This is a genomic window from Entomohabitans teleogrylli (assembly GCF_001484765.1).
GTDB classification, from domain to species: Bacteria; Pseudomonadota; Gammaproteobacteria; order Enterobacterales; family Enterobacteriaceae; genus Entomohabitans; species Entomohabitans teleogrylli.
The window spans coordinates 563,433-576,994 of the sequence record NZ_KQ947376.1 but is presented as its reverse complement, the minus strand read 5'-3'; the positions used below and the strand labels follow the sequence as shown (position 1 = coordinate 576,994).

Annotated in this window: 9 protein-coding genes; 3 read left to right on the top strand and 6 right to left on the bottom strand. The window is 49.5% G+C overall.

Annotated features, from left to right (window positions below; translation table 11 throughout):
• Nucleotides 1-41: 41 nt before the first annotated feature.
• The 6 genes from AQ981_RS27980 to AQ981_RS02620 form a co-directional block, all read right to left on the bottom strand.
• The gene (locus AQ981_RS27980; protein ID WP_249226251.1) at nucleotides 42-980 is read right to left on the bottom strand and encodes a hypothetical protein; all 939 of its coding nucleotides are present in this window, start codon (nucleotides 978-980) and stop codon (nucleotides 42-44) included.
• Nucleotides 981-2,147: 1,167 nt separating this feature from the next.
• Nucleotides 2,148-3,998, bottom strand: coding sequence for a hypothetical protein (locus tag AQ981_RS26775; protein ID WP_058910186.1), 1,851 nt, complete (start codon nucleotides 3,996-3,998; stop codon nucleotides 2,148-2,150).
• Between the two features lie 3 nt (nucleotides 3,999-4,001).
• Complete coding sequence (locus AQ981_RS02635) at nucleotides 4,002-4,811, bottom strand: hypothetical protein (RefSeq protein ID WP_154675893.1); 810 nt, start codon at nucleotides 4,809-4,811, stop codon at nucleotides 4,002-4,004.
• Nucleotides 4,812-4,825: 14 nt separating this feature from the next.
• Entirely contained in the window at nucleotides 4,826-5,413 is a 588-nt protein-coding gene (locus AQ981_RS02630) for a DUF4123 domain-containing protein (RefSeq protein ID WP_082683127.1), read from the bottom strand.
• Complete coding sequence (locus AQ981_RS02625; protein ID WP_058910183.1) at nucleotides 5,410-7,479, bottom strand: type VI secretion system Vgr family protein; 2,070 nt, start codon at nucleotides 7,477-7,479, stop codon at nucleotides 5,410-5,412. Before AQ981_RS02625 ends, AQ981_RS02630 begins: the two co-directional genes overlap by 4 nt.
• Before the next feature lie 544 nt (nucleotides 7,480-8,023).
• Nucleotides 8,024-9,736: a hypothetical protein gene (locus tag AQ981_RS02620; RefSeq protein WP_154675892.1), complete on the bottom strand. Its 1,713-nt coding sequence runs from the start codon at nucleotides 9,734-9,736 to the stop codon at nucleotides 8,024-8,026.
• Nucleotides 9,737-10,096: 360 nt separating this feature from the next.
• On the opposite strand from AQ981_RS02620, the gene AQ981_RS02615 reads away from it, so the two are divergent.
• The 3 genes from AQ981_RS02615 to AQ981_RS02605 all read left to right on the top strand — a co-directional run bounded on the left by AQ981_RS02615 (nucleotide 10,097) and on the right by AQ981_RS02605 (nucleotide 13,560).
• Nucleotides 10,097-10,372, top strand: a complete 276-nt coding sequence (locus tag AQ981_RS02615; RefSeq protein ID WP_058910181.1) for a metal/formaldehyde-sensitive transcriptional repressor — start codon at nucleotides 10,097-10,099, stop codon at nucleotides 10,370-10,372.
• A 26-nt stretch (nucleotides 10,373-10,398) separates the two neighbouring features.
• A complete protein-coding gene (locus AQ981_RS02610; RefSeq protein ID WP_058910180.1) occupies nucleotides 10,399-11,517 on the top strand; it encodes an S-(hydroxymethyl)glutathione dehydrogenase/class III alcohol dehydrogenase in 1,119 nt (372 codons plus the stop codon).
• 393 nt (nucleotides 11,518-11,910) lie between these two features.
• Nucleotides 11,911-13,560: a putative bifunctional diguanylate cyclase/phosphodiesterase gene (locus tag AQ981_RS02605; protein ID WP_058910330.1), complete on the top strand. Its 1,650-nt coding sequence runs from the start codon at nucleotides 11,911-11,913 to the stop codon at nucleotides 13,558-13,560.
• The last annotated feature ends 2 nt before the right edge of the window (nucleotides 13,561-13,562 follow it).

The window sequence follows — 13,562 nt, the reverse complement described above, 5'->3', positions numbered from 1 at the left end:
TACTTTGTATTCTCTGCTGCCGGTTATTGTCCGCCATATGCTTAATCTACCTGAATACTGTCCCATTGCGCCATCAGTTGCGGTTCCCGCTCGCGGGCGGTATTCAGGAATGTTTCCAGCAGTGTATCCGGCTCAGTCACCTGGCCCGGTGTGGCGGTGATATGTGCATACGGCGTGTTCATCAGCGGATGGTCCACTACCGGGTTCATCAGCCCCAGCATTTCACGCAGGCGCAGTACGGCGAGGATTTCAGTCGGGTGTACGGCCGTAAATTCAGAAGCGAACTCAAAATTGCCGGTATTGACTTCCCGTTCGGTAAGGGCGATGCGTTCGATATGGATATCGCAGGCGCTGTACAGTACAGCCTGAACCCGGGCCGGGTCCGGGTCATTCCAGTGGCTGACTAACGGCCCCCAGGCCGGGTCTCGTGGCAGTCCCAGTTTGTCCAGGTCCAGCGGGAGTTTCAGCCAGTCATGGATAATCGACAGGCCCATGGCGGCATAGCGCAATGTTTCCGGGCCGGGATCATTATGTCCGTTTTTTATACCATAACCCTGTTCCAGTGCGTTCAGGATAACCTGATGAAACTTTCTGGCCAGTCCTGGCATTCCCAGAGCGATGGCTCCCAGAATATTTAGTGTAACGGTATCCAGACTAGCGATAATGGTTTGCTTTCGATCCTTTAACCTCAGAATATTAATACCATTGGCATGAAGCATTCGCGAGAAGCCATTGGCCATATGAATAATAGAAATTGTATTGGGAGGTTCTTCAACTGTTAGTAAACTATTAGCCACTTCAGCCATACCAAAAGCATGCAAGTGCTTTAACGCTTCAAAGAACTTAGCCTGCTGGTTTTCATATTGCTGGATATAGTTGTGTTGAGGATCGAAAGTTGGCCACTCAGACATTCCTTTCGCCCAGTTGCGTACATCGGGTAATGTTTTATCAAGCCGGCTTTTTTGTTTTTTGGTTGGCATGTCCTTCCCGTTTCCTGTGCTAACTATCTGTATTTTCATTACCATGAATTCCACTGAATTCCCCTACCCAGGCGTCAACTGTCGGCAGGGGATACCGTTAATTCACCTGAATACTGTCCCATTCCGCCATCAGTTGCGGTTCCCGCTCGCGGGCAGTATTCAGGAATGTTTCCAGCAGCGTATCCGGCTCAGTCACCTGGCCCGGTGTGGCGGTGATATGCGCATACGGTGTGTTCATCAGCGGATGGTTCAGTACCGGGTTCATCAGCCCCAGCATTTNGTATCCGGCTCAGTCACCTGGCCCGGTGTGGCGGTGATATGCGCATACGGTGTGTTCATCAGCGGATGGTCCACTACCGGGTTCATCAGCCCCAGCATCTCACGCAGGCGCAGTACGGCGAGGATTTCAGTCGGATGTACGGCCGTAAATTCAGAAGCGAATTCAAAATTGCCGGTATTGACTTCCCGTTCGGTAAGGGCGATGCGTTCAATATGGATATCGCAGGCGCTGTACAGCACGGCCTGAACCCGGGCCGGGTCCGGGTCATTCCAGTGGCTGACTAATGGCCCCCAGGCCGGGTCTCGTGGCAGTCCCAGTTTGTCCAGGTCCAGCGGGATTTTCAGCCAGTCATGGATAATCGACAGGCCCATGGCTGTAAAACGTAAAGAATATGAGCTAGAGTTTTTATGCCCATTTTTAACCCCATAATCTTCTTCCAGAGCGATTCTAACTACTTCATGAAACTTTTTAGCTAAAGTAGGCATACCTAAGGCAATAGTACCCAGTATATTACGTGTTACTGAGTCAAGATTAGAGACAATAGTTCTTTTGCTTTTTTTCAATCCCAGTATATCGATACCATTGGAGTGAGACATTCTGGAAAAGCCATGGGCTATATGAATAATAGATGATGTATTTGGAGATTCGTTCGCGTTTAGTAGGCCATAACCAATCTCCACCATTCCCAGGTTGTATAAATGATCGACTGCCATACAAAACGATTCAGTTCCATTAAGGTAAAGCTGTACATAATCATATTTGGGATTGGAGTTTGTTAACACGGCACCTTGTGCCCAGCTATGCACTTCCGGTAATGTTTTATCAAGTCGGCTTTTCTGTCTTTTTGTCGTCATAACAATACCTTTGTATTAAATATATATTTTTTACTACCAGGAGTTCCATTGAACTCCGGTGCCACTACCTACAGAAGAGTTTATATTACCATCACTGCGTAGAAATACCTGAGCGTGAGCAAAGTGAACTCGATCGTTCATTACGGCAGCTCTGATTGCATGCATTTTATCGTCACAGCTGGGATCGAAGTTTCTTAAATTCTCAATTTTCCATCCTCTTCCTCGCTCTCTGATTAGACCCATTATTCTTTCCAGATCCTCTGCACCGCCACCCTGTTGTGTCGCACTACTCAGTCCCGGTGTCTTCTGCCCACCCAGCGTCGTTTTTGCCTCAATAACCAGCAGCGTATCCGGCTCAAACACCATTGTGGTTGTCGGGGAGGTGCCGTGTGAACCTTCAATACCGTTACGGGCCGCCTGAGTGGCGGGATTACGCACGGTTAAGCCCGGCGGTGGCGGTACCCGGACCAGGATATCCAGACCCTGCCCGCTGGCATTGTTCAGTCCGGTTTTACCCTGGCTGTAGCCGAGAATATTCTCGGCCCGCACGCCGTACTGACGCATCAGAGTCTGGATCAGTACCTCTTCACCAATATCGCCCACCATTTTGTTGATTCGTCCGATGACCCTGACTGAGCCGCCGTTTTCCATAATCAGCAACACCAGGTTTTCCTGCAGGGTACGGGCGCGCAGATTAATAAAAGCTCTGCCGTCGATAAATTCTATCCGGTGATACCAACTGGCGGTATCCAGTGATGGCGTGACCCGGGTATTGATACGGCTGACGGGACTGGTGATGGCCTCTGCGCCGCGGGGCGTTCTGGTGAGGTTAACCTGGAGCGCTATCGCTTCACCCTGACTGGCGTAACGGGTCGCTCCTTTTTCAATCTCCCTGGCGATTTCATAGGTTGCCATGGCCCTGCTGGTGCCGGGAAAGCGTAGTAAAGCCCATTTTCCGGTGACCCCGGCCAGCGGGGCCAGCATCAACAGATTGATGACCATAAACGCCTGCGCGCCACGGGCTTTGCCATCCACCGGATCTGCCAGTTCACCCAGCCGTTTAAACAGCGCTTCACCCAGATCGAGTCCTTCGCCATTGATCACCTTGTTGCTGCCGTCAACCAGCATATTCGCAGTAAGTGCTGTCTCGATGGCATAAAAAGCGTACTTCACCGCCCTGACTGCAGCGATCGAGCCGCGGGCGGCAGCGGAAAACTGACCGACGACCGGAATGACGGTGGCAATGGCCAGCGCCGCTTCCACGCCTCCCCAGAAGCGGGTCCAGCGCCTGCTGGAAGCCTGTGCCGCTTCGTAACGCCGTTTCAGTGCCAGTACGGCGGCGGCGACATCAAAATGACCCGAGACCGACCAGTCTGGTGGGTGGTTCATGGTCATGCGCGCACGGGTAAAGGTGGCATAGAATATTTTGCCATCGGCAAACAGAAAGTTGTCCGCCAGCTGGTATTCAATGACTTCAGCACTGTGCTGCCCACGGGGGCTGACGGTGACGACCCGGCTGTTCAGCCCGGCCAGTATCGGCGGCGCCTGTACCGTGTTATCAATGAGTATCTCATCGTCGAGGCAGACAAACCGGAACCCGTCGGTATGCAGGAAGGCGTACATTTCTGCCAGCTTTGTCACGCCCCAGTTCTTGCCGAACTGAGTCAGTACCCTGAGCAGGAAAGAGTCCCGCGCATACTGTGCTTTTCTTGCCGGCGTGATCCAGGGGTTATTAAACAGCCAGTCAATGGTGACGGTATCGTTGAGCAGGCCCAGGCGTTCGTCGGCCGGATGTGAGGCATTGTCAGGTTTGACATCGAACGGGATGGCCAGTCCGTCAACACATGTGGTGCACGGTGCTGCTGCCTGTGGTATTTCTGACATAAATCACTTCCTGTGTCCGGTATTGTCCATTAAACGCTGGCGTTGCATGCTCAGAAACGGGATGAGCGCTACGGGTCTTTCAGGGTCGGCACTCTTCAGCACCTGATGTAAGATGCTGTGTAGAGGGTTAGTCTGGTAGAAACGCCCGAATCCCAACGCAAGGTGTAGGTGGAGAAGCAACAGGTAGCGCAACTCAGGCGTCAGATCCGCACTATAAAGTGCAACTTCTTCCACCGGGATTTCACCGTATATCCCGGCATTAACATGCTTCACCTCATTATGTTCCAACGGGAGGCCGGCAAACTGACGAAAATCGCCGGCGTAGCAACGGTAGAGCGGAAGCAGGGATGATGCCGGTATCCCCCGATCCAGAGCCAGTACCTGCCAGCGCTGTAGTACGGACTCAAAGACCAGTCGATCCGGCCAGGACTTTAACAGAGCGATGGTACTGTTATGTAAAGCGGGCAGAATGGCGTCGAGTTTTTGTCTTTCATGTCGACAAAAATGTAGCTGCTGCGTGATATCACTGTCAGCTACACTATCTTCGAGTACCATTTTCAATGTGGCGTATGCCGGATCCTCCAGCCATCTTGTGCCGGATAAAAAGCTACTGATAATAAAGAAACTGAACAGCTCACCAGTGGCGTAACCGCTCTGGTCAGCCTGCAGGCGGGTTGCTGTAATGAATTGTTTCAGGGTTTCTGCGTCGACCATCAACTGGTGTAACATTCTGCTGTAGTGGCGCTGCAGATAATGAAATAACTGCCGGGCAGTTTCTTTCTGCTGGGCGGCTGCGACGGCAGTTAAATCCACGGTTTCCGGTAATCTCATGCTGATTCTCCGAATGCTGTTTCATACATAGCGTCGTACCACCTCAGGCAGCCATCTTCTTCTCCTTTATTCCAGGCATTTTTTTCAAATAGCGGATGGCAATACATGCGCAGTGCTACAGTACGGTGTTGAAACAGTAGCCCATTGATTTTTCCGCCAGCGAACAACTTGCTGATCTGCTGTGGCTGACTGGTAATCGACAGTACATAGAGATACAGCATGGCTGCGTTGCCGATACGTAAAAAATAACGACGATTTTTGTGAGCATCGCTGAATTGGGTGAAATGGCGCAAATGGCGCCACACCAGGTCAAAAGTCAGTCCACTATTAAGGGTGGTAAAAGCGAGATTGTCAGCCTGTTGTATGAACCAGGACTCAAAGGCTGGACTGGCGGCCATATCAATCAAGTACGGGGCATAGCCAGCCAATTCTGGCTGTTTTTCCAGTCGCCACAGTGAGCGGTAAACTGCGCGATGAAATTCAAGCTGTGCCAGCAGCCCATTGTCTGGTGTAGCTTCAGCCAGCATAAACAGATTAACCGGAGGAGGTAAGTTCAGTTCCTGCCATTGTTGATACAGCATCATTCCTGAATGTCCTTTTTCTTCAGTGGGCACTCTTCAATAAAAGGCGAACCCTGTTGAATGGCCGTTTCAATGGCTTCTACCTGATTACCTGCAGGGCTGGTCACGCTGACATTGCCACGTAGATTGATTTGCGGCGCATTGATAGTGATGCCTGACGCATCGAATATGATGCTGCCTGCTGGCCCGCGGATCAGTATTCGGTCAGTACCCTGCAGCAGATAATCTTTGGTGAGCGATTTAAGCTGTGTTTTGGCTTCAATGGACTGAATCCCCTCAATGGTGATGGTCTCATTTTCGCCAATAGCGACAATGTGGCTGGCGGTGATCTCTTCACGTAACTGGCTTAAAACCTTGCGCTCTTCATTACGGCCAATGGTGATAAATACATCCTGTTCAATATGCTCTTTACGATCGCGTCCGATGGTCAGGATTTCGTCCTGAGCGATTTTTTTGTTCCTGTCGCGTCCGACGCTGAACTGCTGATCGTTTCCGATTGCGCGACTCTCATCATGCTCCACCTGTTCAGCTTTATCATTCAACACAATGATGCGTTTATTCCGTTGCGCATGAATATAAATCTCTTCGTGATCTTTTGCGTCTTCAAAGCGAAGTTCATTGAACCCTTCGCCCTTATGGGTTTTTGAGCGCAGGGTCATCTGGGTTTTAGTGCCTGGTAACCTGCCCGGAGGCAGGTTACTGGCGTGATAAGTGCGACCGATAATCACCGGCTGGTCCGGGTCGCCATTGAGAAATTCGACGACCACTTCGTGACCAATACGCGGAATAGCAGACATCCCCCAGCCCTGACCGGCCCACGGATGAGAGACCCGTACCCAGCAGGAACTACTGTCATCCGTTTTACCGGATAAATCCCACAGGAAACGTACCCTGACGCGTCCATATTCATCGCAATAAATCTCCTCGCCGGGAGGACCAGTGACGATGGCAATTTGGGCGCCATCAATCCGTGGTTTTGGCAGTGCCAGTGGTCGCCAGGTCTGGCGGGGAGGAATACAGGTAAACCGACACTCCAGTGTGGTACCTGCTTCAGCATTGTCTTCTTCCAGTACCTGAGGCTGTCTCCCGGAATGTACGGCTCCAGTTACCTGCCAGGCGCCGTTATGAGTTGCCAGCGGGTGGTTATCAAGGATGAAACGTACCCCGGGTTGCAGTGCCGGGCAGTTAGTGGTGCCTTCTCCCAGGTGGGCATCATTGCGCAGCGCCTGAACACGCCATTCGGTAAACTGACTACCCGGCAGATCACTCTTGTAGCGCCCGGGATAATCATAGTGGGAGTAGGCGGCGCTCTGGTGCTCCATGTCACGAGCGTGGTCTTGATATTCAGCAGGCCAGCGGGGATTTTTAAACGTGTAGTCTTTTAGCAGGACATCGGAAGGACGCAGACTCTCCTTTCGACGAAAGGCGGTAACGCACAGAGTATCAGAGGTCGAAATGTCAGGCTGATAGGGTAATGATGGACCTTGATTGAAGATGGCGCAGTCGTCGGCAAAAACCAGAGTGTGTCGACCTTCCTCGTGCTCGACAAACCAGAATATCCCTTCTTCTGCGGTCATGCGCTGGATAAAATCGGCATCGCTTTCCTGGTACTGGACGCAGAACTCGCGGGTTGCTCGGGGATAGCGCAAAGCAAAAACATAATCATTGATGCGATGTTCCTGCAGCAGGGTCTCCAGTATTTCCTGTACATTCTGTTGCTGGAAAATACGCGACTGTCTGCCCAGAGAGGCGCGCCAGAGCGTTGGCCGTATGGTCAGACTATAGCGGGTTCGGCGTTTGCCGGCGTCGCTCAGCTCTACGTCGCTGATAATACCGTTAACGATGCGCTGTATCTGCGTATTGCGCCAGATAGTTAGCGTGGCATTGTTGTCCAGAATGGAAGCAAAGGATACGCCAGGGCTGGCGCAAGTGGCTTGTATATCCAGCCGGAAGGCGGTGGAATAGTGTTCATGCAGAGTGAATCCCGCCACGGCGAATGTGTCTGTGGGAAGCCCGTTAACACTCAGGGTAAACCGTAATCCTGACGCATCCTTGCCTGTATTCAGCATATTCACCAGTCCTTAACGTAGAGTGCGGTTACACAATATTTATTACCGGTATCTGTAATAAATATTGTGTAAAGCAGTATCTGAAAAAACAGTGTAATAGGGGGTGGGGAAATGGTCAATATTGGTAAAATTAGCGCCTTAATTTTTCCAGAGATAAATGTTATAATTTTTGCCGAATTATTATTTTATCCTGTAATAAGGTGCGTTGATTATTTTCTCAGATACTCCCGTTGAGTTTTTTATCTTTTTAGCCAATAACTTTGCCAGGCTCAGTCGCTTATCTGGCATTTCTGAAGACAGGCTTTTCCCGGCAACCGTTCGGGTAAAACGGGGACAGATGACCTATGCACGTGTTGGACTGGTAAGTGCTATGGGGTGATAGCCATGAGGGTGTTCAGGGAGTGAAAATCGGAATAAGTTACCGGAGGATCGTTTCTTGAAGACTCTGTCAGTGTGGTGCCAAAAAGTATGATGACGGGTTGGTATGGCGTATTTTCCAGGATGACAAGACGTGCCTCCGGTAATGGCACGTCTATTTCATACGTTATAGAATGTTTATAATTATGTCATCAAAATCTACAATGGCCCCATATTGTGAAGATAATGAAACCAGAGCATATGCAGTTCCTGGTGGTATTATTGCACAAACAAACGCGCCACCTATTGACCAGTCGCTGATGGTTGAAGCAATATTCTGGCCAATTGAACTAATGTTAACATCAGCTGAATTATAGAAGTGAACCATCATTGCCCCAGAATATGCGGAGCCGGTACTTTCTTTGATAACTCTTCGCCAGCAACTTGCTAAGATATATTTTCCGGGTATTGCTGCTATTTTTTGCGTTAAACTTACTATGCCTTTGTCCTGATACGAAGTCAGTCTAACCCCAAATGAGCCTGTCTTAGCCGCGTTAGCACTAACTATAGCAGTCTGGTCTGGGTTTTCCTGATTATCCAACAGCCAGCCACTGTTGTTACCACTTTCAAAGCCCCCATTATAAAGGCTATTAAATGAATCATGTACGGGTATCTTGTTGCCACCAGAGTTCAACTCAAGGATACAATTATTGCACATAACTGTGCCGCCGCCAGGAGATACATACATTCTCATTGATTCATTATTTTCAATGTTATCAAAGCCGGAACCAAATTTAATGGACTCAAAAACCAGCGTATTGTTTTTGCTCACGGTGAACAGAGATTGCCTGAAAGATGATGGGTTATTTGATGTCAATGTTGTCCCGTTAAGAACCAGCATGCATGTGTGACCCCCAACAACTTCTGCAAATTTATTGCCTGCGGATGAGCCCGGGTTCTCTATGTTTCCACCAAACATCAATAACTTGGCCGATGCGGCGGCATCAATTATAATTTTCGTATTAAGAATACTGCAGCTTATCATATTTATAGTGAAGCTATTACATGAGATGGTTATTGTGGAGCCTCCACCATCGAATAGCTGACAGTGATCAAAAAATATGGATTCGCCTGAGTCAATTAAACCAACGGGAACATGTAAGACATAATCTTTCGCCTGTCTGGAATTAACGTGGTTAAATTTATAACGCCAGGTGCTGTTGCCAAATTTAATGTTTGTTCCGAACCTATCGAATGAACAATGCTGGATTAGACATTGACCATTATATTTATAATTATCATGTCCGGTTAACAGACCAATGTTCTCTGACTCCCGGTTACCGACAAAAGCAAACCCGGAAAGGGAAAATATGGTGTTAAGGTAGGCGCCCTCTGGATACCCCTTCGAAGAAAATACTCTTATCAGAGTTCCAGAGAAAGATGAAGCGTCAACTTTGCACCCTTTGCTCACAAACCCAAATATACCAAGATCCACTTCCATACCGATGGTGCCAGAATATACATAATTTCTGGATGGCACTGTGACTTCACCACCATACTTTTTTGCATAACTTAGTACTGCAAGCCAAACAGGCGCAACATTAAATTTTTCATCATTAGAATTATAACCAAACCAGTCTGAATTTATAAATCCTTGCGTTTCCCTTAGCCATCCTCCGAGAGCATTAACACGAAAAAAAATTCCGCCATCATCCTCTCGGATTGAATCATTTAGCCATGTAAATGTACCTCCGCCACAACCGTATCCCTGCGCATACTCCAGCAATTTCACTAGAGTTAATGACTGTGATGGCTGAGTTTGTTTTAGAGTTTCAATATCCGGACATAATACTATGCACTCAGTATTGGTTGTATTGTTTACTAATGAATGATTAGTCATAAATTTACCTTCTGATATGTTGTGTAACTAAAAATATGTGTTGAAATTTTTATTCAGTAACAATTTATCCGAAAGTTACGGCCTTGTTTTACTGGTGAAAATTCACTCGCTTCCTGAACGCTTTGATGAAGCTTTCCAGTGCTTCGTATAAACCTGCGCCAATAGGTATTTGTATTTCACTTCCAAAACAGCAAGGGGACGCTATGTTCTCCACAGCATCAGGAAAACCGCCGAAAGTGAGTATGTAATATACACTAATACTGTATAAATGTACAGTTATCTGGGTTGTTAAACCCGGTGATTTACAATAAAATGAAATCCAGGTTACTATACCCACCCATAGTATATAGAGGCGCAACCATGCCACATTCACCTGAAGATAAAAAACGCGCATTGACCCGGGTGCGGCGCATCCGCGGTCAGGTAGAAGCTCTGGAAAGGGCGCTGGAAAGTTCGGAGCCTTGTCTGGCTGTCTTGCAGCAGATCGCCGCGATTCGCGGCGCGGCGAACGGCCTGATGGGGGAGATTATCGAAATGCACCTGCAGGATGAACTGGTGGCCGGGGAAACCACTCCCGACCAGCGGGCTGTACGCATGCAGGAAGTCGGCCATCTTATCCGGTCATATCTCAAATAGTCGTTAGTGAAAGAGGAAAGGACAATATGAAATCACGTGCAGCCGTCGCCTTCGGGCCGGGTAAACCACTGGAAATCGTCGAAATCGACGTCGCGCCGCCGCGCAAGGGCGAGGTTCTGGTTAAAATCACCCATACCGGGGTATGTCATACTGATGCTTTTACCCTGTCCGGCGACGATCCGGAAGGGGTTTTCCCCGCCGTTCTCGGCCATGAAGGGGGCGGTATTGTGGTGGAAGTCGGCGAAGGGGTTACCAGCCTGCAGCCCGGCGACCATGTGATTCCGCTGTACACCGCTGAATGCCGCGAGTGTAAATTCTGTAAGTCCGGAAAAACTAACCTGTGTCAGGCGGTGCGCGCCACTCAGGGCAAAGGGCTGATGCCGGACGGCACCACCCGTTTCAGCTATAACGGCGAACCTATTTATCACTATATGGGCACCAGTACCTTCAGTGAATATACCGTAGTGGCGGAGATCTCTCTGGCGAAGGTTAACCCACAGGCGCCGCTCGACAAGGTATGCTTGCTGGGCTGTGGTGTTACTACCGGGATCGGCGCCGTGCATAACACCGCCAAAGTGAAAGCCGGAGATACCGTCGCTGTTTTCGGCCTCGGCGGCATCGGTCTGGCGGTCATTCAGGGGGCAGTTCAGGCGCAGGCCGGGCGTATAATTGCCATCGACACTAATCCGCAGAAATTTGCACTGGCCCGGGAAATGGGCGCCACGGACTGCGTAAACCCGAAAGACTATGATAAGCCGATTCAGGAAGTCATTGTCGAACTGACCGACGGCGGTGTGGATTTCAGTTTTGAGTGCATCGGCAATGTGGATGTGATGCGCGCGGCGCTGGAATGCTGCCACAAAGGCTGGGGCGAGAGCGTAATTATTGGCGTTGCCGGCGCCGGCCAGGAGATTCGCACCCGCCCGTTCCAGTTGGTAACCGGCCGGGTATGGCGCGGTTCAGCGTTTGGCGGCGTAAAAGGGCGCACGCAACTGCCGGGAATGGTGGAAGAGGCGATGGCCGGTAAAATTCAGCTCGATCCGTTTATCACCCATCGCTTACCGCTGGAAAAAATCAACGACGCGTTTGATTTGATGCACGCCGGGAAATCGATTCGTACCGTTATTCACTTCGGCGAACAGTAATTTCTTTTCCCTGTTATAGCAGCGGTATTTACCGCTGCTGAGATTAATGACCCATCTTATTTCGTCGCTGAACTTGCCAATATCACCCGATAATGGATAAGGAAAATCAAGGCATTGATTTTCGGCTGATTATCTGAGAGGAGGAAAAACCACACTTTTCCTGTTTTGTCAGTTGCATTCGCCGCAGTTTTTATACTCTGTCAATTCATTCCACCCGCAACGATCCTGGCTATACTCACAGGCAGTACCGGGCTGTGTCAAATCATCTTGAGATGCGGCTATAATAATGTAACCTATTATTTTAAAAAGGAAATTCCCGTGCTTTTTGTCGGGATTTCCGCCTGGCATGCCTTTTATATATTTCCTGTCTCGCATGATAGAGAGTTCTGCACCATGAGTAATGAGCGACTTACCGACATTGCCTATCGCCACTTTGTTGAAAGCGTTAAAGATTATGCGATTTATATGCTGAATACCGACGGTACGGTAGCCAGCTGGAATGAAGGCGCCAGGCGTGCAAAAGGCTACGCCGGAGAGGAGATAATCGGCCAGTATTTCGGGATATTCTACAGCGACACGGAACAGTATTCCGGCGTCCCGGCCAGAAATCTGGAGATAGCCCTGCGCAATGGCAAATTTGAAGGGGAAGGCTGGCGCTATCGCAAAGATGGCTCCCGCTTCTGGGCCCATGTGATGGTTGATGCCATCAGGGATGAAGACAACAATTTACTGGGATTTGCCAAAATTACCCGCGATATCAGCGAGCAGAAAGAGGCTATCGACCGGATGTCGTGGATGGCGCGCTACGATGCGCTCACCGGATTACCCAATCGGATTGAGTTTTTTACCTTTGTGGAAAAACTCATGACCAGCAGCGACTATCGACGCTTCGCGGTGTGTACCGTCGATCTGGATAAATTTAAAGATATTAACGATCTGGAAGGGCATCTTATTGGCGATCAATTGTTGCAGCGGGTCGCTGGTTCGGTACTGAAAGTGATAAAAAAAGACGAGATTGTCGCCCGATTTGGCGGCGATGAATTTGTGGCGGTAAAACCATTTGACGATGAGAGCGAAGTCGCAGAGTTCAGCGAACGGCTCTGGCAGTGCTTTAACAGTAAACAAACTTTCGCCAGTATTGAAGTGATTGTCACCGCCAGCCTGGGAATCTCTGTTTATCCGCAAGACGGTACCGATATCAATACCCTGTTAGGTAATTCTGATCTGGCGATGTACCGGGCAAAAGCCAATATCGATAATAAGATTTGCTGGTATGAACGTGAAATGGACGACAAAACCCGTCAGCGTAATCTCATGGCGGCCGATATTCGCCGTGGAATCAAAGAAGGGCAATTCTTTATCCACTACCAGGAAAAACGCTCCCTGAAAGATCGCTCCATTACCGGCTATGAAGCGCTGCTGCGCTGGCAGCATCCCCAGCAGGGACTGGTGCCGCCGGACGTCTTCATTCCGATCGCCGAAGAGAGCGGGGCCATCGTACCGCTGGGTTACTGGGTGCTGGAGCAGGTGTGCAGCGAATCGCTGGATAACCACATCAATAAAAAGATCTCGGTTAATATCTCGCCGGTACAGTTGCGCCACCGCAGCTTTATCGAGAAGGTTCGTGAAATTCTTATGCGCACCGCCTATCCGATCAGCATGCTGGAATTTGAGGTGACTGAAACCGCGTTTATTATCAATAAAAAGCTTACTTTCAGTATTCTGCACCATCTCCAGAAGATGGGGATCAGCATCGCGCTGGATGACTTCGGCACCGGTTATTCTTCTCTCAGCACTCTGCGCGATTTTCACTTTGATGTCATCAAACTCGATCGTAGTTTTCTCATCAATGTCGAAAATAACCCGCAGGCGCGATCATTTGTGCGCGCCATTATTTCGCTGGGTAACTCGATTAATACACCGCTGATTGCTGAGGGTGTCGAGACCGACGAACAACTGCGTATTCTGGAGGAAGAGGGCTGTAATGAAATTCAGGGCTTCCTGTTCGGCAAGCCCGTGGATGTTAAACACCTGCAGCGCTAATT